This is a genomic window from Halomonas sp. PGE1 (assembly GCF_013000985.1).
GTDB lineage: Bacteria > Pseudomonadota > Gammaproteobacteria > Pseudomonadales > Halomonadaceae > Halomonas > Halomonas alkalicola.
Genome location: NZ_CP053032.1, coordinates 2,139,665 through 2,164,567 on the forward strand (window position 1 = coordinate 2,139,665; position 24,903 = coordinate 2,164,567).

Below are 24,903 nucleotides of genomic sequence, written 5' to 3' on the forward strand. Positions count from 1 at the left end.
AAGGGAATCTTGAATGTCTGCTCAAATAGGTATTGTGGGTGCTGGCTTGATTGGACGGGCCTGGGCCATCGTCTTCGCCCGAAGTGGTATGTCAGTATCTCTCTATGACGTCGATGATGGAGCGCTCGAGCGTGCCCGCGCAGCGATCCGGCAGTCGCTTGTTGATCTTCGTGGGGCCGGCCTGTTGGATGAGGTGGAAGTGCCCATGGGCCTCATCAGGACACAGAGTGATCTGGCGCTTGCCATGAAAGGCGTGGAGTACGTACAGGAATGTGGCCCGGAAGACGTCGAAGCTAAACGTCAGATTTACGCCGAGCTGGAAGAAGTAGTGGGTGAGGCGACGGTGCTGGCCAGCTCGACGTCGGGTATTTCCGCCTCGAATTTTACTCAGCACCTAAGGCATCCCGAACGTTGCCTTGTGGCACATCCAGTGAATCCCCCTTACTTGATTCCCTTGGTCGAGGTGTCCCCGTCACCCGCTACGGGTGAAGCGGCCGTGAGCCGGACGATGACGCTGATGGAACAGGCTCAGCAAGTCCCGATTCTGGTTCGAAAGGAGATCCAGGGCTTCATTCTTAATCGCTTGCAGGGGGCGTTGCTTAACGAGGCGCTACGCCTCTTTCGTGATGGCTATGTCTCTGCCGAGGACCTCGACAAGACCGTCAAGCACGGCCTGGGGTTACGCTGGTCCTTCATGGGGCCGTTCGAGACAATCGATCTCAACGCCCCTTTAGGGGTGGTCGACTATGGCCGTCGCTACGGCCCCTTGTATCACGATGTTGACCGTCAACGCGGCGATGATGACCCTTGGGACCCTGCGACACTGGAGGAGCTGGATCGCTCGCGCCGAGAGCAGCTGCCATCTTCCAGCCTCAGCGAAAGACAGGCCTGGCGTGACAGAACCCTGATGGCGCTGACGGCCCATCAACGAAACACATCATCAGCTGAATGATAAAGCCTACAAGAGAGTTTGTTTATGGCTACTAAACGTAAAGTTATCATTACTTGTGCAGTGACCGGTGCAATTCACACGCCATCTATGTCACCTTATTTGCCTGTTACGCCGGAAGAGATTGCGGAGGCCGGAATCGCAGCGGCCGAGGCGGGTGCTGCTATTCTTCATCTTCATGCCCGGGATCCGGATAATAGCAAACCCACCCAGGATCCTTCCGTCTTTGAAAGGTTTCTTCCGAGGATCAAGGGTTCTACCGATGCAGTGATTAATCTCACGACCGGTGGTAGTCCGCATATGACAGTCGAGGAGCGGATGCGGCCTGCCATGGAGTTCAAGCCTGAGCTTGCTTCCATGAATATGGGGTCGATTAATTTTGGCCTATTTCCAATGCTCAATCGGTACGATACTTTCCAGCACGAATGGGAGCGCGCGCATCTGGAGAACAGTCGTGATCTGGTATTCAAGAATACCTTTTCGGATATCGAGAGGGCGATGACCCTGGGGGCCGAGAATGGCACTCGCTTCGAATGTGAGTGCTATGACATAGGCCATCTCTACAACCTCAGGAACATGATGGATCGCGGCATCATCGGTGGACGTGTTTTCGTGCAGAGCGTATTCGGTATTCTCGGAGGAATCGGCCCCCACCCGGAGGATGTGATGCACATGCGACGCACTGCCGACCGGCTGTTTGGCGACGCTTATGAGTGGTCGGTTCTCGGCGCGGGCAGCAACCAGATGCGGATCGCCGCTCAGTCCGCCGCCATGGGGGGGCACGTGCGTGTCGGGCTCGAGGACTCGCTGTGGTTGTCCCCCGGCAGGCTCGCGGAGAATAACGCTAGCCAGGTGACGAAGGTCCGTGAAATTCTCGAAGGACTGTCCCTTGAAGTGGCAACCCCCGATGAGGCGCGTGAAATGCTTCAACTCAAGGGTGCCGACAAGGTAGGTTTCTGACGATACTCAGCCTTCCCTGACCGGTTGCCTCGATTCGTTCAGCAATGCGGTGAGGCCGTGGCGTCGGAGTGGAATGGTGCTGGACAATTGTCGCCGCTGAGTGAAGAATATAATTGCCTATCTGGATCTTGTATCTGCTGGTATGGATTGTTCTTTGCCCCAGCGGCGCCTTTTGTGCCAATGATGAAGTGACTTGATGAAGAGAAAATCCGTTACCTCGCGTGATGTCGCCAAGCTGGCAGGTGTGTCACAGTCTGCGGTAAGCCGCACATTCTCTCCCAATGCCAAGGTGTCGGAGAGTACGCGAAAGAAGGTGATGGATGCTTCCCGCGAGCTGGGCTATCGGCCTAACACGATCGCCCGCTCGCTAATCACTCGTTCCAGCCGCACCATCGCGGTGGTCACCTATAGCCTTGACAATCCTTTTTATAGTTTCATGCTGGAAAAGGCCTCGCGTTTTTTTCAGGAGCAGGGGTATCACCTGCTCATGTTTTTCGCTCCGCCGAGTGGCGACTTCGATCCCGTTCTCGATGACATCATTCGTAGCCAGGTCGAAGGGGTTCTGATGTTGGCCATTACCATGACCCAGCATCAGGCCAAGCTGGTAGATGATTTTGGTATCCCGGTTGTGGTCATAAACCGTACGGTGGATTATGCTGGCATCAGTCAGGTAAGTAGTGATAACTACCAGGGAGGGCACTGGGCCGGGCGCTATTTGTTGTCATTGGGCCATTCCCGGATTGGCTTTATCGGAGGGTTACCGGACTCTTCAACGCACCAGCAGCGGCAAGCGGGTTTCCTGGAGGGCCTTGCTTCCTCGGGACAGGCCTGCCAGGCAATTGAAATCGGTAACTATCGGTATGAGGACGCCTGCGAGGCCACTCGGCGCCTGTTCAGTTCACCCAAGCCCCCGGATGCGCTCTTCGCGGCCAATGACCTCATGGCGCTTGCCGCCATGGATATTTTGCGTCACGAGTTCGGCCTTCGTGTGCCAAGCGACGTTTCCATTATCGGGTTCGATGACGTGCCCATGGCGAGCTGGCCCAGCCACTCCCTGACCACCGTCAGACAACCTGTCGATACGATGATCAAGAAAGCCACCGAGTTGCTGCTCAGACAGATCACCCAGGATGATCCCCAGACTGAGCACCATGTCCTCCCGATCACCCCCATGCTGCGCGGCAGTACCCGACGTCCTGCCGGATAGTGCGATCCTGCCCAGGAGTCGAGGAGGCGAGGCCTTTGCAACCCGCCTGTCTCGGTGATACCTGCGGTGGGTGGCGATGATCGAGGTCTCTGGCGTTGATGATGGCGTGGAAGCCCGTATCTCTCGCCTTGCTGGCGACAAGCGGTGACCATCACGCCGACGTCCAGGAGGCCACCAGCTTGTCTGCCTGGTCGAGTACCCGGTCGGGCGGCTGACCGGGACGATAGAGGGCGCCGCCCAGCCCGGCGCCATCGATCCCGGCGGTTCGCCAGGCCGAGAAGTTCGAGATGTCAATGCCGCCCACGGCGTAGAGCTTGGTGCCCCTTGGCAGCACGGCGCGCAGCGCCTGCATGCCGTCGATGCCAACCTGGACCGCGGGGAACAGCTTGAGTCCTGTGGCGCCCGCGTCCAGGGCGTCGAAGGCCTCGGTGGGGGTGACGATTCCCGGCCAGCTCTGCATGCCAAGGCGACGGGTGGCCTCGATCACCGGCTGGCGGCAGTTGGGCGAGACGATAAGCCGGCCGCCGGCGGCGTGAACCTCGCACACCTGGCTTACCGTCAGCACGGTACCGGCCCCGACCAGGGCACGCTCGCCCAGCGCCTCTACCAGGCGGCGGATGCTCTCCAGGGGCTCCGGTGAGTTGAGCGGCACCTCCAGGGTCGTGATACCGGCGGCCACCACCGCCTCGCCCACTGCCACCGCCTCCTCGGGGGTGATGCCTCGCAGGATGCCGATCAGGGGCAGGGGCTCAAGCAGGGGCATGGGGAAGTCTCCCGTGTCGTATCTCACTCGGCCAGGGGCTGGTGGGCCAAGGTTCGGTGGGCCAGGGCGAGGCCGTCCAGTACGGCGTGTTCCCCGTCTAGGCAGTGACTGGCGTAACCGACGGCCTCCAACGCTAGGGCATAGCGTTCACAGAGCGCTGCATCGCCAATCAGGGTAACGGGTCCAACTGGCACGGCGTCCGGGTCGGGTAGTCTCATGCCGGCCAGCTCCAGGCCGATGACGAGTCCCGAGAGGCGCGCGGCCAGATGCGCGTGTCGGCCTTCCCCGACCGGCAGGTTGGCGTCCAGCAGGTCGGCAGCGCGCAAGCCAAACAGGCTTGCGGAGAATCGCCCGGGCGATGCCAGGCTTTCACGGACGGCGGTGATGAAAGCCTGACGACAGCCGGGGTCGGCCAGACCCTCACTGGCCGGTCCGTGATTCAGGGAGTGTCTCAGAACCGACCGATGGGCGAGCAGGGCGAAGAGCTCGCCGGTCAGAAAGGTGGTGAAATGAATCACAGCGCCTTTCTCGAGACGGGCCCACTTGGCGTGGGTGCCGGGCAGGCAGACGAAGCCCGAGACGTCAGGATCATCTGCGATCAGGCCCGCGAGCTGGGTTTCTTCGCCGCGCATCACATCGAAGTGGCCGGGAGTGGTCTGGCAGAGACCCGGGAGGAGCCGGACCCGCAGTCGCGGATCCTGGCACGGTGGAATCACGGCGCTTCGTGCCAGGGCGTCCAGGTGGGTCGGCACCGGCAGATAGGCGGCCTCTCTCCAGCCCTGCCGCGCGCCGGCCATGCCGCAGACCAGCACCTCCCGGCGGCCGGTATCGGGAAGCCAGCCGTCGATCACGTTCAGCAGGGCATTCTCGTATTCATCCGGGGTCAGCGAGAGCATGCCGCGTTCGCTGCCTCCACGTGCCAGGACCTTGCCTCTGACGTCCAGCGCCCAGGCGCGCAGATGGCTGGAGCCCCAGTCGACGCCAATCCAGCAGAGATTTTCGGCCACCATACCGCTCACCATTCGGCCACCGAGCCGTCCTCATGGGTCCAGAGAGGATTGCGCCAGCGATGGCCGACCCGGGCGCGCTCCTCGACGAAGGCCTCGTCGATCTCCACGCCGAGGCCGGGGCCCTTGGGGATAGCACAGAAACCCTCCTCGATGGCTAATGCCGATTTGTCGACCAGGTAGTCGAGGACGTCGTTATCCCGGTTGTAGTGAATGCCCATGCTCTGCTCCTGAATGAAGGCGCTGTGGCATACCGCATCCAGCTGCAGTGAGGCGGCCAGTGTCAGCGGGCCGAGCGGGCAGTGGGGCGCCAGCGCCACGTCATGGGCCGACGCCAGGGCGGCGATCTTGAGGCCTTCGCTGATGCCGCCGCAGTGGGAGAGGTCGGGTTGGATGATGTCGATCATGCCCTCTGCCAGCAGGTCGCGGAACGCAAAGCGAGTATGCAGTCGCTCCCCGGTGGCCAGGGGGTAGCCGAGCCCGCCGGCGATCTGCCTGAGACAGGGCAGATGCTCCGGGGCCACCGGCTCCTCGACGAACATCGGGTGGAAGGGCTCCAGCTCGCGCAGCAGCGCCTTGGCCATGGGGCGGTGCACCCGGCCGTGAAAATCGATACCGATACAGACATCGGGACCCACGGCATCACGAGCCTCAGCGACCCGGGCTACGGCTTCGTCGATCTTGCGGTGTGAATCGACGATTGCAAGTTCCGCGGTACCGTTCATCTTGAAGGCGGTGAAGCCCTTGGCAATCAGCGCCCGGGCGCCGTTACTGACGTCGCTGGGGCGGTCGCCTCCGGTCCAGGCATACATGCGCATCCGGTCGCGTACCGCGCCACCCAGCAGCTGGTGAACCGGTACCCCGAGGTCACGTCCCTTGAGGTCCCAGAGCGCCTGGTCGATGCCGGCAATGGCGCTCATCAGGATGGGCCCGCCGCGGTAGAAGCCTCCGCGGTACATCACATTCCAGAGGTGCTCGATGCGGTGGGGGTCCTGGCCGACCAGGAGGTCGGCCAGTTCATGGACGGCTGCCTCAACGGTGGCGGCGCGTCCCTCGACGACCGGCTCACCCCAGCCGTAGCAGCCGTCGTCGGTCTCTATCTTGAGAAACAGCCAGCGCGGCGGCACCTGCCAGGTCTTGAGTCGGGTGATCTTCATCGCTGTCCCTCGCGGGTGACTGATGTCATCGAGTGTCGGTCGATGTGAGGTGTGCAATGCAGGTCTCGACCAGCGCTGCGGGCGACTGATCGATATCCAGGGGGATCGCCTCGTCTGTTCCGGGGGGTTCCAGAGCGGCGAGCTGGCTGTCGAGCATGGCGTCGCCCTTGAAGAAGTGGGACTCACGCTGCCCGAGCCGCTGTCGTAACCGCTCGCGGCTACCGTCCAAGAAGAAGATCAGCAGCTCAGGGTCTCCGCGACGCAGGATGTCCCGGTAGCGTCGCCTGAGAGCCGAGCAGCCGATCACCAGAGGAACCTGTCGCTCCCGGTGATCGGCCAGGAAGCCTGCCAGTGTCTCGAGCCACTCGCGTCGATCCTCATCATCGAGGGGGATTCCACGTGCCATCTTGTCGATGCTGGACGGTGAATGGTGGTCGTCACCGTCGATGAACTCAGCCCCTACACGTGCCGCCAGCAGGCGGCCGACCACGGTCTTGCCCGAGCCGGACACCCCCATCACCAGGATACGGCGTGTCGTCGTCACATCTCTCTCCTCGGTCAGTTGCCGCGCACGGCGGCCAGGTCGGGCAGCCAGGTGACGATGCCCGGAAAGGCGATCAGGATCACCAGTACCACCAGCAGCGTCGCGTAGTAGGGCAGCATCGCCCTGACCAGCGCCTCCATGGAGACCTTGCCGACGCCGCAACCCACGTAAAGGCAGGTGCCCACTGGCGGCGTCAGCAGCCCGATCCCTAGGATGAAGGCCATCAGCACGCCGAAGTAGACCGGGTCGACGCCCACCGATGTCACGATCGGCGTCAGCATCGGCGCCATGATCACCATGGCCGGGGTCAGGTCCATCACGAATCCCACCAGCAGCAGCAGGCCGGCGACGATCAGCAGCAGCAGGAAGGGCTCCTGGGTGATGGCCTGCACCTGACGCACCAGTGTCTGGGGCACCATGTTGATGGTCAGGAACCAGGCAATCACCGTGGCGAAGGCGAGGAGCAGCAGCACCATGCCGGTCAGGCGCGCGGTGCGGATCAGCATCCCCCAAAGGGCACGCAGCGGAAACTCGCGATAGACCACCAGCGAGATGAACAGCGAGTAGAGCAGCGCGGCCACGGCCGCCTCGGTGGCGGTAAAGATGCCGCCGATGATGCCGCCGATGATGATCACCGGCAGTACCAGGGCCAGCCAGGCGGCCTTGAAGGCCTGCCAGAGCACATCGAGGCGGAACTTGCGGGTCTGACCGGAGTGCTGGACGGTGGCGATGATAAACGTGGTGAGCATCAGGCCGGCGCCGATCAGCAGGCCCGGCACGATGCCGGCGATGAACAGGCGGCTGATCGAGGTCTCGGTGACGATGCCGTAGAGGATCAGCGGGATCGAGGGCGGGATGATGATGCCGATTACCGACGAGACGGTGTTGATGGCGGTGGCATGGGGCGCCGAGTACCCCTGCTGCTTCATCGAGGGAATCATCATGGCGCCGGTGGCGGCGGTGTCGGCCACCGCGGAGCCGCTGATGCCACCGAAGAACATGGAGCCGGTAATCGCCACCTGGCCGAGCCCCCCGCGCACGAAGCCCACCAGGGCGCCAGCCAGATCCATCAGCCGCCGGGCGATGCCGCCGTTGCTCATCACCTCGCCAACCAGAATGAAGAACGGAATGGCCAGCAGGGGGAAGCTGTTGACCCCGCGAATCGACTGCTCGATGAGGATCGACAGCGGAATGTCGGAGAGCAGGGCCATGACCACGGCGGCCACGCCCAGTCCGAAGGCGATCGGCAGGCCGAGAGCCAGCGACGTGAAAAGAATGCCCAGGAAGATCCACAGCATGGTCTAACGACCTCCTTGGTGATGCGGCGAGGCCGGGCGACGTATCTGGACGACGCTTTGCCAGGCGCGCCAGAGCGACACGGCCAGAATGAAGGCGGAGCAGAGCACCAGCGAGAAGTTGATCAGATTCCATGGCACGCCGAGCAACGCGGTACGACCGGTAGAGCGAGACATCACGACATAGCCGCCCCAGAGCATCACGGCCATCAGGCCGGTGATAACCAGGTGCTGCAGCAGGTAGAGGGCATGGGCGGCGCGCGGTCGCAGGCGGCGCACCAGAAAGTCCACGGCGATGTGCTCATAGCGGGCGAACGCCGCCGCGGCACCCACGAAGATCAGCCAGATGAAGAGCATACGTGCCAGTTCATCGGCCCAGGGCAGTGAGCGGTTAAGCAACGAGCGGCCGATGACATTGGCGGATACCGAGACGATCAGCGCCACCAGCAGCGTGGCGATCAAGTGCTCCATCGCCAGGGTGATCCAGCGAAAGATCGCCGGCCCCTTTCGAATCTCGGTGTCGATCTCCAGCGGTGCACGGTTGGGGTCATCGAGGTAGGCCTCTGCCTGGTCGATGGCCGCCTGGATATCGAGGGCCTCGACGGGACGAGGCGTCGGAGGGGGAGAGGCAGGCATGGGGCTACTCCATTGGCCGGACATGGTCCGGCCGTCAGTTCGCCTCCGGCCCACCGCGGGTGGGCCGGAGGAATCGACAGGGATCAGTCGTTCATCGACGCCTCGACGATGGCCTGGATCTCGGCGATCAGGTCCTCGCCGATGCGCGGTGCCCACTCGTCGTAGACGGGCTGTACGGCCTCCTGGAAGGCCGCGATCTGCTCGTCATCGAGACGGGTGATCTGCATGCCGCGAGCCTCGAGCTGATCGCGTGACCAGTCGTCATACTCGGTGGCCAGTTGGATCTCGTATTCCGCCGACTGGCGGGCCGCTTCCTGGATCAGTTCCTGATATTCGGGTGCCAGACGGTTCCAGGTGCGCTCCGACATCATCATGATAAACGGGGTATAGACATGGCGGCTCTCGGTGCCATAGTCCTGCACCTCATGGAAGTTGGAGGTGAGGATGGTGCTCCAGGGGTTCTCCTGGCCGTCGACCACACCTTGTTCCATGGCCGAGAACAGTTCACCGAAGGCCATCGGCGTGGGGTTGGCGCCCAGCGCCTGCCAGATCGCCAGGTGCACGGGGTTCTCCATGGTGCGCACACTCAGGCCGCGCACGTCCAGACCGGCGACATCCTCGGGAGAGGTCACCGGGCGGGCGCTGTTGGTGAGCTGGCGGTAGCCATTCTCCGAGAAGGTCAGCGCCTTGATGCCGGTGCCCTCGAAGGCATCCAGCATGGATTGCGCCACGTCGCTCTGCATCACCGCGATGGCGGCCTCGCGGGTGGGAAGCAGGAAGGGCAGGTCGAAGGCTGCCAGCTCGGATACATAGGTCACCGCCGGCGAACTGGACGGGTAACTAAGGTCCAGGGTGCCGGTCTGCAGCATCTCCATCATCTGCACATCATCCCCCAACTGGCTGTTGGGGAAGATATTGAGAGAGATGCGGCCCTCGGTGCGCTGGCTGAGGATCTCGCCGAAATACTGGCTGGACAGATATTGCGGCGAGGTCTCCGCCAGGCCGAGACCCATGCGCAGGGTGTGGTTGCCATGATCGCCGAGCACCTCGCCCTCGATGGCGGGGGGATCCGAGAGGTCAGGCATCTGCGCGTGAGCGACCAGGCTGGCGCCGAGAGTCAGTGAGGCGACGCCGGCCAGGGTGAGGGTGCTGCTCCAGAGCGTTTTCATTGTAAGACTCCTGTTACATGTCTCTCAGCTGCGAGGCTGCGAGAGCAATCGCGGTTGTTGTTATGCAGTGAGAACTATGACGTGGTGTATGCTTGTATGACAAGTATGTTTGATGAAAGCTTGCTCAACGATTGATGCCCTCTTCAGGGTAGACGCTAGACGGCAGGAGTTCCGGAGCCCTATGAACAAGAATGCATTCAAGCAGCGCCTGCTTGGCGGTGAGCCCATGACGGGTATCTGGCTGGGCCTGGCCAGCCCCTATGTGGCAGAGATTGCCGCCACCGCCGGCTTCGACTGGCTGCTGCTGGACGGCGAGCATTCGCCCAACGACCTGGCCACCCTGCTGGGGCAGCTGCAGGCCATCGCCCCTTATGCCAGTGCGCCGGTGGTGCGTCCGCCCGAAGGCGATACCGTGTTGATCAAGCAGTACCTGGACATCGGCGTGCAGAACCTGCTGATTCCCATGGTGGAGACTCCGGAGCAGGCCGCCGAGGTGGTGGCCGCCACCCGCTATCCTCCCGAGGGCGTGCGCGGCATGGGCAGCTTCCTGGCCAGGGCCTCGCGATGGGGCCAGGTTGAGAACTATCTCGACCGCGCTGGCGAGGAGATCTGCCTGATCCTGCAGCTGGAGAGCCCCATTGCGCTGGCGAACCTGGAGGCCATCGCGGAAGTGGAGGGGGTGGATGGGCTTTTCATCGGGCCATCGGACCTCTCCGCGGCCATGGGCCACCGAGGCAATCCCGGTCATCCAGAGGTCCGTGCGGCCATCGACGACGCCATCGTGCGGATCCGCGCTGCCGGCAAGGCGGCCGGGATCATCACCCTCGACGAGACCGAGGCCCGTGGCTATCTGGCAGCGGGATGCGGCTTCGTCGGTGTAGGGGTCGATGCCCTGGTGCTGGTCGAGGGGCTGCGTGGGCTGGCCATGCGATTCCGTCCGGCCTGACCGGCATGTCCTCCGCGCCCGATATCCTGATTCAGGCGCTCAGGTGCTCTCGCCCTCGAGAAGGGTGAAGCCGACGTCGTGCTGGCGTCTGCGCACCGGCTTGCCGGCCAGGCGCCGAAGCACCTCCTCGGCGGCCACCCGTCCGATGGTGGCACGGGGGGAGAGGATGGTGGTCAGTCGCGGAGTGACATGCCGGCCCAGTGGTAGGCCATTGAAGCCAGCGATGGCGATCTGGCCGGGCACGTCCAGGCCCAGGCGCTGGGCATGGAGGAGGGCGCCGACGGCTAGGTCGTCATTGGCGAAGTGGATGGCAGTGATGCCGGGGTGGTGCTCCAGGACGAGATCGAGCCCCCGGGCCCCGCCGTCCAGGCCGCCTGGCCGGCCGATGTCCAGGCAGGGGGCGGTGAGCTCCTGACCCTCGAGCACTTCGCGGTGGCCCTCGAAGCGCAGCCCGGCCCGGTAGTCGTCGACCATGCCGGCGCCGACATAGGCGATGGCGCGATGACCGCGTTCCAGCAGGTGGCGAGCCATGCAGCGGCCGGCCTCCTGGTGATCAAGGCCGACGTTGAGATCCAGGGCTTCGCCCAGCTCCATCACCTCCATGATTGGCTGGCTCCAGCCCTTGAGCAGGGTGCGGCAGGCGGGGTTGTGGCGCAGACCTGCGGTCACCAGCGCCGAGCATGACCAGCCGAAGAAGGTGCGGATCATCTGGTATTCCCGCTGCAGGTCGTAGTCAGTGTTGCCCAGCAGGATCTGGTAACCCTGGGCCTCGAAGGTATCTTGCAGCTCTTGGATCACCTCGATGAACACCGCATTGGCCAGCGACGGCACGATCACCGCGATGAAGCGTGAGCGGGCCGACGCCAGGCTGCCGGCTACCAGGTTGGGCACATAGCCGATCTGCTCCACGGCCTGCAGCACCCGGGCTCGGGTGGCTGTACTGACAAGGTCCGGGGTGTTGAGGGCGCGCGAGGCGGTGATCGTGGAGACGCCGGCTGCCTCGGCGACTTCCTTGAGCGTGGGCTGGGTGGAGCCACGGCGCTTGCGCGGTTCCATTGGTGTACGGCTAGACATTGGTCGCATCTCCCCGTTCGGTGCTTGCCGCCTGCTGGGCGATCATCTAGAACAGTTGTGGGGCAAATGATAGCGCTAACAGGCTAGCGCTACCAATGTGGAGTTGGATGTGGCGTTCGGTGCCCCGAGCACTTCGATGCACGTGAAAGTTCAATGCAACCAGCGGAGGCGGGCGAGTGAACAATTCGACGGGGAGCAAGCCCAGGGTAGGGGTGATCGGCCTGGGTGCCATGGGACTGGGTACCGCCACTGCCCTGCGGGAGGCCGGACTGGACGTAGTCGGTTGTGATATTTCGTCGGAAGCGCGACGGGCGTTCGAGGCCCGTGGCGGTCGTTGTGTCGCTGTACCAGAGGCGCTCGCCGAGCTGTGCGAAGTGGTGCTGTTGGTGGTAGTGAGTGCTGATCAGGTGGAAGCGGTGCTGTTCGGTGAGCAGGGCCTGATTGACAGGATGCCTCCCGGAGGGCTGGTGATGCAGTGCGCCACGGTGGCACCGAGCTTCGCCAGGCGGCTCGGGGAGCGTCTGGCAAACAGCAATCTGCTGATGCTCGATGCGCCGGTCAGCGGTGGCGCGGCCAAGGCCCGCAGCGGTGAGCTTTCGGTGATGGTCTCTGGTACCAGTGCGGCGTTCGCAAAAGCGGCGCCGGTGCTCGATGCCATGGCCGCTACCGTCTACCGCCTGGGGGATGAACCGGGCATAGGCTCCAGCATGAAACTGGTCAACCAGCTGCTCGCCGGCGTGCATATCGCCACCGCCGCCGAGGCCATGGCGCTGGGGATCCGCATGGGATTCGACCCTGCGACGGTCTACGAGGTAATCACCCACTCGGCAGGCAACTCCTGGATGTTCGAAAACCGCGTGCCGCATATCCTCGCCGGCGACTATACCCCTCTCTCCGCCGTGGACATCTTCGTCAAGGATCTGAACCTCGTGCATGAGACCGGGCGCGAGCTTGCCCTGCCGACGCCGGTTGCGGCCAGCGCCCTGCAGCAGTTCACGGCGGCCCGGGGCGCCGGCTTCGGCCGTGAGGACGACGCTGCGGTGATCAAGGTCTACCAGTGTCTCTCCGGCATCGAGCTGCCCGAGGCGGCCAACGACGACGGGGAGGCATGACATGACCATCGTGCTTGGGGCCATCGCCGACGACTTTACCGGCGCCACCGACCTGGCCAACAACCTGGTGCGCGGGGGGATGCGCTGTGTGCAGACGATCGGCATAGCCGATGCCCCGCTGTCACCTCAGGAGATCGAGGCGCTGGAGAATGTCGATGCCATCGTGGTGGCGCTGAAGTCTCGCTCCTGTCCGGCCGGAGAGGCGGTGGCCGATTCCATGGCGGCCCTCGACTGGCTGCAGGCCCGCGGCGCCCGGCAAATCTTCTTCAAGTACTGCTCGACATTCGACTCCACCGACGCCGGCAATATCGGCCCGGTCAGCGATGCCTTGCTGGATCGCCTGGGGGGATCCCGGACGGTGATGGTGCCGGCCTTTCCGGTCAACGGTCGCACCGTCTACCAGGGGCACCTGTTCGTCGGCGACCGCCTGCTCAACGACAGTGGCATGCAGGACCACCCCCTCAACCCCATGCGCGATGCCGACCTGGTGTGGGTGCTGTCTCGGCAGACGCCACATCGGGTGGGGCTGGCGGCACGTCCGGTGCTGGATCGTGGTGCCGAGTCCGTGCACCGTCATCTCGATGCCCTAGCGGAACAGGGGGTGCGCCACGTGATCTGCGACACCCTTGATGAGCATGACCTCGAGGTACTGGCGGAGGCGGTGGTGGACTTCCCGCTGGTCACCGGTGGCTCCGGCCTGGGCCAGGCGCTGCCCGGGCAGTATCGACGGCGCGGGTGGCTGGCCGATGTGGCCCAGCCGGGCCGTCTCGAACCGGCCGTCGGCGGTGCCCTGGTGCTGTCGGGCAGCTGCTCCCGGGCCACTCTCGGGCAGGTAGCGCACTTTCTCAGGCGTCACCCGGGCTTTGCCCTGGATCCGCTGGCCCTGGCCGAGACCGACGACCATCTGGGAAAGGCGCTGGCCTTCGCCCGCTGTCACCTGGCCGATGGTGGACCGGTGCTGGTGTACGCCTCCGCCGACCCCGAGCGGGTGAGGGCGGCGCAGGCCGCGCTGGGCGTCGAGCGCGCCGGGCGGTTGGTCGAGGAGGCCCTGGGGCAACTGGCGAGGATACTGGTCGATGAGGGCGTGGGGCGGCTGGTGGTAGCCGGTGGCGAGAGCTCGGGGGCTGTGGTCTCGGCGCTCGGCGTCCGTCAGCTGCGCATCGGCGAGCAGATCGACCCCGGTGTGCCCTGGACCCAGGCGCCGCTGCCGGGCCGGGCATCACCGCTGTCACTGGCACTCAAGTCCGGCAACTTCGGTGGCGAGGACTTCTTTACCCGGGCCTTCGAGGTGCTGCCGATGGAGGCGTCATCATGATCACACATGATGAAAACGGCCTGCGCGAGCAGATTGCCACCTTGGGCAAGTCGCTGTTCGACCGGGGGCTGACCATGGGCTCGAGCGGCAACATCAGCGTGCGGCTGGATGACGGCGGCTGGCTTATGACGCCGACCAATGCCTGCCTGGGGCGGCTGGATCCGGCACGGATCTCGCGGCTCGATCGCGACGGGCGGCTGCTCGACGGCGACACGCCGACCAAGGAGAGCTTCCTGCACATGGCGATGTATGGCGAGCGGCCGCAGTCCGCAGCGATCGTCCACCTGCACTCGACCCACTCCGTTGCCGTCTCCTGCCTGCCCGAAGTGGATCCCTGCGACTGCATTCCGCCGCTGACCGCCTACTACGTCATGCGGGTCGGCCGGCTCCCGCTGGTGCCCTATCACGTGCCCGGTGACCCGAGTCTGGGCGATGCGGTACGCGGTCTGGCGGGCCGGCACAGTGCTGTGCTGCTGGCCAATCATGGTCCGGTGGTGGCCGGCAAGTCGCTCGAGGCGGCGGTCTATGCGACTGAAGAACTCGAGGAGACCGCACGGTTGTATCTGCTGCTGCGCGGCCAGAATCCGCGCTGCCTGACACCCGAACAGGTCGCCGAGCTTGAAGCGCGATTCCCGCGCGACTGACGACACTCGAACAGGACACGATCATGATCCGACTGGCCGCCAACCTCAGCATGCTGTTCACCGAACATGATTTCCTGGACCGGTTCGCGGCCGCCGCCGATGCCGGCTTCCGCGGAGTCGAGTACCTCTTCCCCTATGCACATTCGCCCGAAGCCGTCAGTGCCGCCCTGCGCGATGCCGGGCTGAAGCAGGTGCTGTTCAACCTGCCTCCGGGCGACTGGGAGGCGGGCGAGCGTGGTCTTGCCAGCCTGCCGGGTCGCGAGGCCGAGTTTCGCGACTCGGTGATCGAGGCGATGCGCTATGCCGAGGCGCTCGACTGCCCGCGCATCCACGCCATGGCGGGCCTGCTGCCGGCGGATGCCGATGCCGAGACCCGGGCGGCGCACCAGGCGACCTACCTGAATAACCTGCGCTTCGCCGCCGGCGAGGCTGCCAAGGCGGGGCGTGAGGTACTGATCGAGCCGATCAACACCCGCGACATGCCGCGCTACTTCCTCTCCCGCCAGCCTCATGCACTCGCCGTGCTTGAGACGGTGGGCGCCGAGAACCTCAGGCTGCAGTTCGACCTCTATCACTGCCAGATCATGGAGGGGGACCTGATCCGACACCTCGAGCGGCAGTTCGCGCGGATCGGCCATGTGCAGATTGCCGGGGTCCCGGAACGCCACGAACCCGACGTCGGCGAAGTGCACTACCCGGCGGTGTTCGAACGGCTCGAAGCCTTGGGCTACCGCGGCTGGGTGGGCTGCGAGTATCGCCCAGCCGGCGGCACCCGCGAGGGGCTGGGGTGGGGAAGGGCGTACGGGCTGAGCGATTCCCCCTCGGAAGCCTGATCCATGGGCCTGAACGGCAGGCCAGGCAAACGACTACACAGAAATGAAGCAACGCAACAAGGACAACAGGAGCGAGACATAATGCATATCGCCATCACCGGTGCTGCTGGCTTCCTTGGACAGCGCCTGGTCAAGCAGCTGGTAAGTCTGGGAGAGCTCGATGGTAGGGCGATTCGTCGCCTGACGCTGATCGATCAGGTGGAGCCGCCCGCTGTCGATGCCGGCGAGATCGAGGTCGTCTCGCGGGCTATGGATATCACCACGTCCGGTGAACTCGATAGCGTGCTGGCCGAACGCCCCGATGTCATCCATCACCTGGCGGCTGTGGTCAGCTCGGCGGCCGAAGCGGATCTGGACCTGGGCATGAAGGTCAACTTCGATGCCACTCGCTCCCTGCTCGAGGGGTGCCGCCACCACGGGCTCGCCGAGACACGGCTGGTGATGGCCAGCTCGGTGGCGGCCTACGGCGGCGACTTCCCCGACGTGCTCGATGATATGACAGCCCTGCAGCCGCAGACCTCCTACGGGACCCAGAAGGCGATGTGCGAGCTGCTGATCAACGACTACAGCCGCCGCGGTCTGATAGACGGCCGTGTGCTGCGCCTGCCAACCATCGTCATCCGTCCCGGACGGCCCAATGCCGCGGCGTCGAGCTTCGCCTCGAGCATCCTGCGCGAGCCTCTTAACGGTGAGGAGGCGATCTGCCCGGTGCCGCTCGACCAGGAGCTGTTCGTGATGTCGCCGACACGGGTGGTCGAAGCGCTCATCCTCTCAGCCGAGCTGCCCGGCGAGGCAATGGGCGCCTTCCGGGCCCTGATGCTGCCCGGTATCACGGTCAGCGTGGCGCAGATGCTCGACACCCTTCGAGACGTCGCCGGCGAAGAGGCGGTGTCCAGGGTTCGCCATGAGCCGGACGAACGGATCCGCCCTCTGGTTGCCAGCTGGCCGACGCGTTTCGAGACCGGAAGGGCCAACCGTCTGGGGTTCCAGCCCGATACCGACTTCCGCGAGATCGTCGAGGCCTACCTCGCCGAACGCGCATGAACTTGCCTCCCGGCCTGGCCGGTGGGCTTGTCACCGGGCCGTTGCTCCCACAATGGATGCTCGGTCCATGAGCTACGCACCACAACGTTCATCGTAATAATGACCGTCAGAACAGCGATCGTCACAACAATAATCGAGGACATTGCCATGACCACGCGTTTCGCACGCCGCGCCCTCACTGCCGCCATCGGCGGCATCGTCGCCGCCGCGCTGATCCTCCCGGCTCAGGCCGCCACCGAGGTCAACGTTGGCTACGCCATTCCCAGCGAATCCCACTACGGCGAAGGCTATCGCGCCTTCAAGGAGACCCTCGAACAGCTCTCCGGCGGCGAGTTCATCGCCGCCGAGCACCCCAGCGGCTCGCTGGGCGGCGAGCGGGCCATGATCGAGGGCCTGCAGATCGGTACCGTGGACGTGGTCATCACCTCCACCGGCCCGCTGGGCAACTTCGTGCCCGACACCTATGTGCTCGACCTGCCCTTCCTGTTCACCAGCTACGACCAGGCCCGCTGTGTGCTCGACGGTGAGATTGGCCAGGAGCTGCTCGGGCAGGTGGGCGAGCATGATCTGGTCGGGCTGGCCTGGGCCGAGAACGGCTTTCGCCACATCACCAACAGCCGCCGTGAGATCACCCAGCCTGGCGACGTCCGTGGCCTGAAGATCCGCACCATGGAGAACCGCATTCATCAGGACGCCTTCGAGACCCTGGGCGCCAGCCCCACCCCGATGGCCATGCCGGAGCTGTTCACCGCCCTGCAGCAGGGCACCGTGGACGGCCAGGAGAACCCGCTGACGGTGATCACGGCGGCCAAGCTCTACGAGGTGCAGGACCAGCTGTCGCTGACCGGGCATGTCTACTCGCCGGCGGTGATCCTCGGCTCACCGGTGCTGCTCGACGGCCTCAGCGACGAGCAGCGCGGCTGGTTCATCGAAGCCGCCCGCGCCGGTGCCGAAGCGACCCGTGCCGAGGTCTCGCGGCTTGAAGACGAGGGTGTGGAGTACCTGCGCGGCCAGGGCATGACCGTCAACACCGAGGTCGATGCGACGCCCTTCCAGGACGCCGTGGACGCGGTGCATGCGCGCTTCGTCGAGCAGTATGGCGACGCCATGCTGACCCGTATCCGCAACAGCGACTGCTGAGCCACCTGCCTATGGGCCGGTCATGCGTGACCGGCCCCGACTGACTTGGGGACTCACACTATGGTGTCCTGGTTTCTCCGCTTCGAGTACTGGTTGACCCGGCTGGCGATGGCGATGGCGATACTGATGTTGATCGTCTCGGTGTCGCTGGGCTTCTACCAGGTGCTGACCCGCTTCATCTTCAATGCTCCCTCGACCTGGTCGGAGGTGTTGTCCCGCGCGACCATGATCTGGTGCGTGTTTCTGGGCGCCGCGGCGACCTTCCGCGGTGGCTACATGATGGCGGTGGAGGTGATCTACAAGCTGGTACCGCGGCGCATGATGCTTGGGCTTGAGCTGGTCATCGGTATCTGCTGCCTGCTGGTGCTCGGCGTGCTCTTCTATCAGGGAATCCTGATGACTGACCGCGTCAGCCGTCAGACTCTCTCGGCGCTGGAGGTGTCGATCTCCTGGGCCTATGCGGCGATTCCCGCGGGTAGCGCGGTGGCCATTGTGGCTGTGGTGGGCCGCCTGCTGGCGCAGATCACGGGCCGCGAGGGGCTGGGGCCCCAGCACGACGAGGCCGCCGAGCAGGAGGCGCTGACCGGTGCTGGCCCCTCCCTTTCTCCAGCGATGCCTGGTGGAGATGCCAACAAAGCCGCCGCAGACGTTCAGCATCACACCCAGGGAGGGCCTCGCTCATGAACCTCGCTATCGGCCTCTCGCTGGTCATCCTGTTTGCAGTCGGCGTTCCGATTGCCGTTTCCATTCTGCTCGCCTCGATCATCGGTATCGAATACTTCTCGAGGTTGCCACTGCTGATGGTGCCGCAGCAGATGTTCGTTGGTCTCGACCATTTTCCTTTGATGGCCATTCCGTTCTTCATCCTGGCCGGCAATCTCATGGCAGGGGGCGGTATCTCCAGCCGCCTGGTCGACCTTGCCAAGTCCATCGTCGGCGGTGTGCAGGGCGGCCTGGCCATGTCCTGCGTCTTGACCTGCATGATGTTTGCCGCGGTGTCTGGCTCTAGTGTGGCTACCACCTTCGCCATTGGTGCCATCCTGATTCCGGCCATGGTACGGCACGGCTACCCGAAACCACTTGCCGCTTCCATCCAGGCCTCGTCGGCAGAGCTGGGAGTTCTGATCCCGCCGTCGATCCCGTTGATCCTGTTTGGTGTCAGCACCAATACCTCAATCGGCCAGCTATTCATCGCAGGTATCGGCCCGGGGTTGCTGATCGGTGCCGCTCTTCTGGTGTTTCTCTATGTGTTCTGCAAGCTGCGTGGGTATGGCTTGCAGGATCGTGAGGACCGTACCGAGTTTCTCGTCGCCTTCCGTCGTGCCTGGGCCGCCATCCTGATGCCGGTGGTCGTGATCGGCGGGATCTACGGAGGTGTCTTCACCCCCACCGAGGCCGCAGCGGTGGCGGTGTTCTATGCCCTGGTAGTGGGCGGACTGGTCTATCGCGAGCTGACGCTGGCTGATCTGGGGCCGATCCTGCGTCAGAGCGTGCTTTCCACCGCCGCGGTAATGCTGATCATCGCTGCCGCGGCACTCTTCAGCTTCCTGATCAGCCGTTCAGGGCTACCTCGCGAGGTGGCCGGCTGGGTGACCTCGGTGTTCGACAGCCCCTGGACCTTCCTGCTGGCCGTCAACATATTGCTGCTTGTGGTAGGGATGTTCATCGAGACAGGGGCAGCGATCCTGGTATTGGCGCCGATCCTGACGCCGATCGCCATTCAGTTCGGGATCCATCCGGTGCACTTCGGGCTGGTCATGGTGGTCAATCTAGCGCTGGGAATGATCACCCCGCCGTTGGGAGTCAACCTCTTTGCTGCCTGTGCGGTGGCGAAAATCTCGATCGATCAGATGCTGCCTCACCTGGTGCGTTTCGTGCTGGTGGTGCTCACCTGCCTGATGGCGATCACCTACATGCCCTGGATCTCGTTGGGGCTGGTCAACTTGCTCTATTGATTTACCTCACGACAACGACAAGGAGAGCGATGATGCCACTACGACTCGAAATGCCACCTCGAAGCGCCCTGATTGGTGGCGTCTGGGTCGATACCCGGGATTGCTTGGAGGTAGAGTCCCCTGCCCGTGGCGAGGTCATCGCCCGTATCGCCCGCAGCGGCCCGGATGAGGTCGATGCGGCCGTCTCTGCTGCCGATCGTGCTTTCTGTGGGCGGTTGGGCGACTGGTCGTCATGGAGCGCGCGGCGGCGTAGCGAGTGGCTGCTGGCTTTTGCAACGGTCATCGAGGCAGATCACGACCGCCTGGCCGCGTTGGAGTGCGCGGACACCGGTAAGCCGATGACTCAGGCCCGCGCTGATATTGCTGCCTGTGCCCGCTACTTTCGCTTCTATGGTGGGGCAGCGGATAAGCTGCATGGCGAGACAATCCCCTTCGAGAATGATTTCGCAGTAATGACACTGCGCGAGCCGTACGGCGTCTGCGCGCAGATCATTCCGTGGAACTATCCGGCGCAGATCTTCGGCCGCTGCGTGGCGGCAGCACTTGCAGCCGGCAACACCGTGGTGCTCAAGCCCGCCGAGGATGCCTGCCTGAGCGTGCTTCGCCTGGCCGAGCTGGCCGTCGAGAACGGCCTGCCGCCTGGTGCCCTCAATGTGGTGCCGGGGTTGGGCAGCGAGGCGGGCGCGGCGCTGGCAGCCCACCCCGGCATCCAGCATCTCTCGTTCACCGGTTCGCCCGAGACCGGTACTCGGGTGGCTCAAGCGGCGGCGGAGCATCATGTGCCGGTGACCATGGAGCTTGGTGGCAAGTCGCCCCAGTTGCTGTTTGCCGATGCCGACATGGAGGCCGCACTTGAGGCGGTGGTGCGCGGCATCATCCAGAATGCCGGCCAGACCTGCTCTGCCGGCAGCCGCCTGCTGGTGCAGCAGGAGTGCGCTGAGGCGGTACTGGCAAGGCTCGCCGAGCGCTTCTCGGCGTTGCGCTGTGATGCCGGCGAGGCGGATGCGGATTGCGGCCCCCTGATCAATGCCCGCCAGCGTGACAAGCTCGAGGCACGGCTTGAGCAGGCCATGGCCGACGGCATCCGGGTCGTGGCCCGGGGGCAACTGGCCGGGTGCGCGCCGGCGGCGGGACACTTCGTGGTGCCGCAGGTGCTTGCCGATATTCCCGCCGGCCATGAGGTGCTGCGCGAAGAGCTGTTCGGTCCGGTGCTGGCGGTGCAGTGCTTCGCCGACGAAGCCGAGGCGCTGGCGTTGGCCAATGCCACCGACTTCGGCCTGTGTGCCGGGGTCTGGACCCGGGATGGCGGGCGTCAGCTGCGCCTGGCCAAGGGCATCCGCAGCGGCCAGGTGTTCGTCAACAACTATGGCGCCGCCGGGGGAATCGAGCTGCCCTTCGGGGGGATCGGTCGCTCGGGCCATGGTCGCGAGAAGGGGTTCGAGGGCCTGAGAAGCTATACCCGTATCAAGACGGTGGCGATACGCCACGGGTAAGCTTTATATACCGTTATCTTGATGCCTGCCCATTGGCTGGCATCCTCACGTACCGTCTTCAACCTGATAGTGGAGTTTTCCAATGAGTCACCCCCTGCGTGTCGGCATGGTCGGCGTGGGCCTGATGGGCCACGGGATCGCCAGCAACATCCTGAAGGCCGGTCACCGGCTCTGTTTCCTCGACCACCCCGGCAACCAACCGGTGGAAGACCTGCTGGCCGCCGGCGCGCAGGCCCGGGCCTCGGGGCGCGAGGTGGCCGAGGCCGCCGAGGTGATCATCCTCTGCGTCACTGGCTCACCCCAGGTCGAGGCGGTGCTGTTCGAGCCCGGCGGCGTGCTGGAGGGACTGCGCGAAGGCAGCGTGGTGGTCGACTGTTCCACGGCACTGCCGAGCTCCACCGAGCGGGTCGCCGCCCGCGTGCAGGCTGCGGGAGGACGCTTCATGGACGCGGCCATGACGCGAACCCCCAAGGAGGCGGCAGAAGGGCGATTGAACCTGATCGTGGGCGCCCCTAAGGCCCTGTTCTCCGAGCTCCATCCGCTGCTCGAGAGCTTCGCCGAGAACATCACCCATGCCGGGCCCGTGGGCGCCGGGCATACTCTCAAGCTGGTCCACAACTTCGTCTCCCTGGGGTTCTCGGCGGTACTGGCTGAGGCGACAGTGGCCTCGCGCAAGGCAGGTATCGACGATGCGGCCTTCCTGGAGGTGCTGGGCAAGGGCGGCGGTGGGGGGGTGATCCTCGAGCGACTGCGGCCCTACATCGAGGCCGGTGACGCTTCCGGCTTTCGCTTCAGCGTGGCCAATGCCAGCAAGGATATCGGCTACTACCACGCCATGACCGACGAACTTGGCGTAGTTCGTGGCGTGGCTGTCGCGGTTCGCGACCTCTATAGCACGATAGATGATCAGGGATTGGCGGTGCCGGAGGTCATACGGGTGCTGGGAGAGTAGAAGGGTGCTGATGAGAGCTGACAAGGGCGATGCTGGGGGCCCGCTGCGGGTCGGGAGGATGATCTGAACGCCTTTCAGTCACTTTCCCACCGGCAGCAGGGGCTGCTGCTTACCGGGGCCGGGGCGCTGATCATGGCGCCCGACGCTCTGCTGATCAAGCTGGCGGCCCTGCCCGATGCCGAGATCCTGATGTGGCGCGGCTTCCTGTCGGCGCTCGGCTTCCTGATGATCGTGCTTGCTCGCCATGGCCGCGACACCCTGGCCGCCTATCGCCGCTGCGGCGGAGTCGGGATCGCCGTGGCACTGCTGTTCAGCCTTACTACCTGCGGCTTCGTGCTTGGTAACCAGTACACCAGGGCAGGCAACGTGCTCCTGATCCTGGCCACCTCACCCCTGATCGCCGCGGCCCTCTCCTGGTTGATCCTCAGGGAGCGCCTGCCCCGGCGTACCTGGGTCGCGATCTGGATCTGCCTGGGTGGCATTGCCCTGATCGTCATCGACGATATCGATGCCGGTTCCTGGGTGGGCAATGCCTTTGCCCTGCTGGCCGCCACGACCCTCGCACTCAACTTCACCCTGTGTCGCACCCGACCGGGGGTGGATATGAGTCCGATGCTCACCTTCAACGGGCTGATCGTCGGGAGCGGCGCTGCCCTGGTGTTGATGCTGGGCGGTGGGGCTTCGCTGCCGGCACCGAGTCAGCTGGCGGTGGTGGGAGTGCTCTGTCTGGTCATCGTGCCGTGCGGGGTGACCCTGCTGCAGCGTGGTCCTCTCTACCTTCCTGCCGCCGAAGTCGGGCTGCTGCTGCTGCTCGAGGTGGTAGTGGGGACCTTTCTGGCCTGGTGGATCATCGCCGAGCAACCGACGCCCCTGGCCATGGTCGGGGGCTGTGTGGTGCTGGTGACCCTGGTTGCCAAGGGGCTTTACGAGCGGCGGATGGAGCGCCGCGTAGTGCCGGCGATGGAGACCGATTAGCCGCTGTGTCCGGTCTTCATGCCATCGTCAGCTGCTTGCCCAGTGTGCTGTCGCCGGTTTCTATGCCCAGCGCCTTGGCGGTGCCGTCGAGGATCGCCTGAGCGGCGTGGAAGGCCTCATGGGGCTGGCGGGCCCGGATATGCTCCATCAGCAGCCTGTGCCGCTCCAGGCTCTCTTCGGGTGCTTCGGTGCTGACGTTGGACATCGAAATCAGCAGATAGATGGAGGGGCGCAGGATATGCGAGAGCTGTGACCAGACGATATTGTGTGTCGCCTTGAAGATGGCAGCGTGGAAGGCGACGTCGTAGTCGCTATGCAGGCGCCGTTCTTCCTCGCTGTCGCCATGCTGGAGATGACGCTTCATGCCTTCCAGGGCTTCCTCCATGGCGACCAGATCGCGGGCCGTGGCGCGAACGGCAGCGGTCATCGCCACATAGGGCTCCACGTCCAGACGGAATGAGAGGATCTCTCGTTGGATCATGGGGTTAGGCGCTGCATAGCGGGTCATCCACTCGGTGACGGTGGGATCGAGAATCCGCCAGTCGGTAAACTCCCGGACCTTGGAACCGTGGCCCGAGATCCGTTCGATGATGCCGGCATCCACCAGCTGTCGCAGGTCGCTGCGTACCGCCGATCGGTTGAGACGGAACTGCTCGCAGAGGTCGAGTTCCCTGGGCACGAAGTCCCCGGGCCGATAGTGCCCGGAGAAGATGGCTTCGGCCAGGTGCTCGCTGATGCTGGGACGGGGAACGTGCTTGGCAGTTGCTTTCACGTGTGGCTCTCGAGAGGAATCCGGGCAAGCTGCCACGGACGGGAGGGTGGGTCAACCGGGCAGGGGGTTGCGGCGCCGGAGCTCGAGAATCAGCGCGCTGTGATCCAGTTCGCCGTCGCCGTGTGCGACCATGTCCTCGAACAGCTGGTTGACCAGTGTCGCCACGGGCAGATCCAGGTCGAGCGAATCGGCCATCGACAGGGCGGTGCGGGTGTCCTTGAGTTGCCACTTGGCAGGACCGCCGGGGGCGAAGTCCTGCTCGATCATCCGTTGCCCATGGGCGCGCAGGATCGTCGAGTCGGCAAAGCCGCCGAGCAGAGCCTCACGTACTCGGGCCGGATCGGCACCGCCGCGCTCGGCCAGCAGCATGGCTTCAGAGACGGTGGCGATGGTGCTGGCCACCACCAGCTGGTTGACCAGCTTGGCGAGCTGCCCGCTTCCTGCCGGACCGATCCGAACCGGCCGCCCGAGGGGCTCGAGGAAGGGCAGGGCCCGCGCGAAGGTTGTCTCGTCCCCTCCGGCCATGATCGCCAGCGTTCCGTCGATGGCACCCCGTTCGCCGCCGGAGACCGGGGCGTCCAGGTAGTGGACGTGACGCTCGCCGGCGGCACGGGCCTGGTGGCGAGCGGTCTCCACCGGAATGGAGCTCATCACGATCAGCAGGCTGTCCGGGGGCATGGCGTCGAGCACGCCCTGCTCGCCCAGGATCACTTCATCACAGACCGGTCCCGAGCTCAGCATCACGATAACGACCTCGGCGCCAGCGGCCGCCGCCGCCGGGGTTTCCGCCGGCGTGGCGCCCAGGGCGGCCGCCTTGGCGGCGGTTCGGTTCCACGCGCGGACCTCATGCCCCGCGTCGATCAGGCGCCGCGCCATGGGTCCTCCCATGATGCCGGTGCCGATGAAGCCGATGGTCCGGGGTGTGTGCATGTAGCCTCCAGGTATCATGTGCTTCTGGGTC

At 64.6% G+C, this 24,903-nt stretch carries 25 protein-coding genes; 15 read left to right on the top strand and 10 right to left on the bottom strand.

Annotated features, from left to right (window positions below; translation table 11 throughout):
- The first annotated feature begins 13 nt into the window (after positions 1–13).
- From HIR79_RS10110 to HIR79_RS10120, 3 genes are all read left to right on the top strand, one after another.
- Complete coding sequence (locus tag HIR79_RS10110; protein WP_169958254.1) at positions 14–952, top strand: 3-hydroxyacyl-CoA dehydrogenase; 939 nt, start codon at positions 14–16, stop codon at positions 950–952.
- Between the two features lie 24 nt (positions 953–976).
- Positions 977–1,909, top strand: a complete 933-nt coding sequence (kce, locus tag HIR79_RS10115) for a 3,5-dioxohexanoate:acetyl-CoA acetone transferase (RefSeq protein WP_169958255.1) — start codon at positions 977–979, stop codon at positions 1,907–1,909.
- A 196-nt stretch (positions 1,910–2,105) separates the two neighbouring features.
- Positions 2,106–3,116 carry a LacI family DNA-binding transcriptional regulator gene (locus tag HIR79_RS10120; protein ID WP_169958256.1) on the top strand — a complete coding sequence of 337 codons (1,011 nt, stop codon included), beginning with the start codon at positions 2,106–2,108 and terminating at the stop codon, positions 3,114–3,116.
- Positions 3,117–3,267: 151 nt separating this feature from the next.
- Here the strand turns inward: HIR79_RS10120 and HIR79_RS10125 are convergent, their stop codons facing one another.
- The 7 genes from HIR79_RS10125 to HIR79_RS10155 form a co-directional block, all read right to left on the bottom strand.
- On the bottom strand, positions 3,268–3,879 hold the full coding sequence (locus HIR79_RS10125) for a 2-dehydro-3-deoxy-6-phosphogalactonate aldolase (RefSeq protein ID WP_169958257.1): 612 nt from the start codon (positions 3,877–3,879) through the stop codon (positions 3,268–3,270).
- Between the two features lie 23 nt (positions 3,880–3,902).
- Entirely contained in the window at positions 3,903–4,889 is a 987-nt protein-coding gene (locus tag HIR79_RS10130) for a 2-dehydro-3-deoxygalactonokinase (RefSeq protein WP_249322111.1), read from the bottom strand.
- A gap of 5 nt (positions 4,890–4,894) precedes the next feature.
- A complete protein-coding gene (gene dgoD / locus HIR79_RS10135) occupies positions 4,895–6,043 on the bottom strand; it encodes a galactonate dehydratase (RefSeq protein WP_169958259.1) in 1,149 nt (382 codons plus the stop codon).
- A 25-nt stretch (positions 6,044–6,068) separates the two neighbouring features.
- On the bottom strand, positions 6,069–6,587 hold the full coding sequence (locus tag HIR79_RS10140) for a gluconokinase (RefSeq protein ID WP_349304973.1): 519 nt from the start codon (positions 6,585–6,587) through the stop codon (positions 6,069–6,071).
- 14 nt (positions 6,588–6,601) lie between these two features.
- Positions 6,602–7,885 carry a TRAP transporter large permease gene (locus HIR79_RS10145; RefSeq protein ID WP_169958260.1) on the bottom strand — a complete coding sequence of 428 codons (1,284 nt, stop codon included), beginning with the start codon at positions 7,883–7,885 and terminating at the stop codon, positions 6,602–6,604.
- 3 nt (positions 7,886–7,888) lie between these two features.
- Entirely contained in the window at positions 7,889–8,518 is a 630-nt protein-coding gene (locus HIR79_RS10150) for a TRAP transporter small permease (RefSeq protein ID WP_169958261.1), read from the bottom strand.
- 83 nt (positions 8,519–8,601) lie between these two features.
- Entirely contained in the window at positions 8,602–9,687 is a 1,086-nt protein-coding gene (locus HIR79_RS10155; protein WP_169958262.1) for a TRAP transporter substrate-binding protein, read from the bottom strand.
- Positions 9,688–9,868: 181 nt separating this feature from the next.
- Here HIR79_RS10155 and hpaI point away from each other — a divergent pair, with 181 nt between their 5' ends.
- Positions 9,869–10,633, top strand: a complete 765-nt coding sequence (hpaI, locus tag HIR79_RS10160; RefSeq protein WP_169958263.1) for a 4-hydroxy-2-oxoheptanedioate aldolase — start codon at positions 9,869–9,871, stop codon at positions 10,631–10,633.
- Positions 10,634–10,672: 39 nt separating this feature from the next.
- On the opposite strand, the gene HIR79_RS10165 is transcribed toward hpaI, so the two are convergent.
- The gene (locus tag HIR79_RS10165) at positions 10,673–11,707 is read right to left on the bottom strand and encodes a LacI family DNA-binding transcriptional regulator (RefSeq protein WP_169958264.1); all 1,035 of its coding nucleotides are present in this window, start codon (positions 11,705–11,707) and stop codon (positions 10,673–10,675) included.
- 176 nt (positions 11,708–11,883) lie between these two features.
- Here HIR79_RS10165 and ltnD point away from each other — a divergent pair, with 176 nt between their 5' ends.
- From ltnD to HIR79_RS10220, 11 genes are all read left to right on the top strand, one after another.
- Positions 11,884–12,819, top strand: a complete 936-nt coding sequence (gene ltnD, locus HIR79_RS10170; protein WP_283241833.1) for an L-threonate dehydrogenase — start codon at positions 11,884–11,886, stop codon at positions 12,817–12,819.
- Between the two features lies 1 nt (position 12,820).
- A complete protein-coding gene (gene otnK / locus HIR79_RS10175) occupies positions 12,821–14,134 on the top strand; it encodes a 3-oxo-tetronate kinase (protein ID WP_169958265.1) in 1,314 nt (437 codons plus the stop codon).
- A complete protein-coding gene (otnC, locus tag HIR79_RS10180) occupies positions 14,131–14,778 on the top strand; it encodes a 3-oxo-tetronate 4-phosphate decarboxylase (RefSeq protein WP_169958266.1) in 648 nt (215 codons plus the stop codon). The genes otnK and otnC overlap by 4 nt, the downstream gene beginning before the upstream one ends.
- A gap of 23 nt (positions 14,779–14,801) precedes the next feature.
- Positions 14,802–15,611, top strand: a complete 810-nt coding sequence (gene otnI, locus HIR79_RS10185) for a 2-oxo-tetronate isomerase (RefSeq protein ID WP_169958267.1) — start codon at positions 14,802–14,804, stop codon at positions 15,609–15,611.
- An 81-nt stretch (positions 15,612–15,692) separates the two neighbouring features.
- Positions 15,693–16,655: a D-erythronate dehydrogenase gene (gene denD / locus HIR79_RS10190; RefSeq protein ID WP_169958268.1), complete on the top strand. Its 963-nt coding sequence runs from the start codon at positions 15,693–15,695 to the stop codon at positions 16,653–16,655.
- A 147-nt stretch (positions 16,656–16,802) separates the two neighbouring features.
- The gene (locus HIR79_RS10195; protein WP_169958269.1) at positions 16,803–17,795 is read left to right on the top strand and encodes a TRAP transporter substrate-binding protein; all 993 of its coding nucleotides are present in this window, start codon (positions 16,803–16,805) and stop codon (positions 17,793–17,795) included.
- A gap of 60 nt (positions 17,796–17,855) precedes the next feature.
- Positions 17,856–18,479: a TRAP transporter small permease gene (locus HIR79_RS10200; RefSeq protein WP_169958270.1), complete on the top strand. Its 624-nt coding sequence runs from the start codon at positions 17,856–17,858 to the stop codon at positions 18,477–18,479.
- Positions 18,476–19,750 carry a TRAP transporter large permease gene (locus HIR79_RS10205; protein WP_169958271.1) on the top strand — a complete coding sequence of 425 codons (1,275 nt, stop codon included), beginning with the start codon at positions 18,476–18,478 and terminating at the stop codon, positions 19,748–19,750. Before HIR79_RS10200 ends, HIR79_RS10205 begins: the two co-directional genes overlap by 4 nt.
- Before the next feature lie 50 nt (positions 19,751–19,800).
- The gene (locus HIR79_RS10210; protein ID WP_249322329.1) at positions 19,801–21,243 is read left to right on the top strand and encodes an aldehyde dehydrogenase family protein; all 1,443 of its coding nucleotides are present in this window, start codon (positions 19,801–19,803) and stop codon (positions 21,241–21,243) included.
- Between the two features lie 82 nt (positions 21,244–21,325).
- Positions 21,326–22,195 carry an NAD(P)-dependent oxidoreductase gene (locus HIR79_RS10215; protein ID WP_169958273.1) on the top strand — a complete coding sequence of 290 codons (870 nt, stop codon included), beginning with the start codon at positions 21,326–21,328 and terminating at the stop codon, positions 22,193–22,195.
- A 105-nt stretch (positions 22,196–22,300) separates the two neighbouring features.
- On the top strand, positions 22,301–23,170 hold the full coding sequence (locus tag HIR79_RS10220; protein WP_502708676.1) for a DMT family transporter: 870 nt from the start codon (positions 22,301–22,303) through the stop codon (positions 23,168–23,170).
- A 16-nt stretch (positions 23,171–23,186) separates the two neighbouring features.
- On the opposite strand, the gene HIR79_RS10225 is transcribed toward HIR79_RS10220, so the two are convergent.
- Positions 23,187–23,942, bottom strand: a complete 756-nt coding sequence (locus tag HIR79_RS10225) for a FadR/GntR family transcriptional regulator (protein ID WP_169958274.1) — start codon at positions 23,940–23,942, stop codon at positions 23,187–23,189.
- A 51-nt stretch (positions 23,943–23,993) separates the two neighbouring features.
- Positions 23,994–24,872 carry an NAD(P)-dependent oxidoreductase gene (locus HIR79_RS10230; RefSeq protein ID WP_169958275.1) on the bottom strand — a complete coding sequence of 293 codons (879 nt, stop codon included), beginning with the start codon at positions 24,870–24,872 and terminating at the stop codon, positions 23,994–23,996.
- Between the last annotated feature and the right edge of the window lie 31 nt (positions 24,873–24,903).

Coding starts and splice junctions, on each gene's coding strand:
- denD (WP_169958268.1), top strand. CDS start 15,693: ATGCATATCGCCATCACCGGTGCTGCTGGCTTCCTTGGACAGCGCCTG.
- HIR79_RS10150 (WP_169958261.1), bottom strand. CDS start 8,518: ATGCCTGCCTCTCCCCCTCCGACGCCTCGTCCCGTCGAGGCCCTCGAT.
- HIR79_RS10230 (WP_169958275.1), bottom strand. CDS start 24,872: ATGCACACACCCCGGACCATCGGCTTCATCGGCACCGGCATCATGGGA.
- dgoD (WP_169958259.1), bottom strand. CDS start 6,043: ATGAAGATCACCCGACTCAAGACCTGGCAGGTGCCGCCGCGCTGGCTG.
- HIR79_RS10110 (WP_169958254.1), top strand. CDS start 14: ATGTCTGCTCAAATAGGTATTGTGGGTGCTGGCTTGATTGGACGGGCC.
- HIR79_RS10205 (WP_169958271.1), top strand. CDS start 18,476: ATGAACCTCGCTATCGGCCTCTCGCTGGTCATCCTGTTTGCAGTCGGC.
- HIR79_RS10210 (WP_249322329.1), top strand. CDS start 19,801: ATGCCACCTCGAAGCGCCCTGATTGGTGGCGTCTGGGTCGATACCCGG.
- otnK (WP_169958265.1), top strand. CDS start 12,821: ATGACCATCGTGCTTGGGGCCATCGCCGACGACTTTACCGGCGCCACC.
- HIR79_RS10195 (WP_169958269.1), top strand. CDS start 16,803: ATGACCACGCGTTTCGCACGCCGCGCCCTCACTGCCGCCATCGGCGGC.
- HIR79_RS10120 (WP_169958256.1), top strand. CDS start 2,106: ATGAAGAGAAAATCCGTTACCTCGCGTGATGTCGCCAAGCTGGCAGGT.
- hpaI (WP_169958263.1), top strand. CDS start 9,869: ATGAACAAGAATGCATTCAAGCAGCGCCTGCTTGGCGGTGAGCCCATG.
- HIR79_RS10125 (WP_169958257.1), bottom strand. CDS start 3,879: ATGCCCCTGCTTGAGCCCCTGCCCCTGATCGGCATCCTGCGAGGCATC.
- HIR79_RS10155 (WP_169958262.1), bottom strand. CDS start 9,687: ATGAAAACGCTCTGGAGCAGCACCCTCACCCTGGCCGGCGTCGCCTCA.
- kce (WP_169958255.1), top strand. CDS start 977: ATGGCTACTAAACGTAAAGTTATCATTACTTGTGCAGTGACCGGTGCA.
- otnC (WP_169958266.1), top strand. CDS start 14,131: ATGATCACACATGATGAAAACGGCCTGCGCGAGCAGATTGCCACCTTG.
- HIR79_RS10215 (WP_169958273.1), top strand. CDS start 21,326: ATGAGTCACCCCCTGCGTGTCGGCATGGTCGGCGTGGGCCTGATGGGC.
- otnI (WP_169958267.1), top strand. CDS start 14,802: ATGATCCGACTGGCCGCCAACCTCAGCATGCTGTTCACCGAACATGAT.
- HIR79_RS10165 (WP_169958264.1), bottom strand. CDS start 11,707: ATGTCTAGCCGTACACCAATGGAACCGCGCAAGCGCCGTGGCTCCACC.
- HIR79_RS10130 (WP_249322111.1), bottom strand. CDS start 4,889: ATGGTGGCCGAAAATCTCTGCTGGATTGGCGTCGACTGGGGCTCCAGC.
- HIR79_RS10145 (WP_169958260.1), bottom strand. CDS start 7,885: ATGCTGTGGATCTTCCTGGGCATTCTTTTCACGTCGCTGGCTCTCGGC.
- HIR79_RS10200 (WP_169958270.1), top strand. CDS start 17,856: ATGGTGTCCTGGTTTCTCCGCTTCGAGTACTGGTTGACCCGGCTGGCG.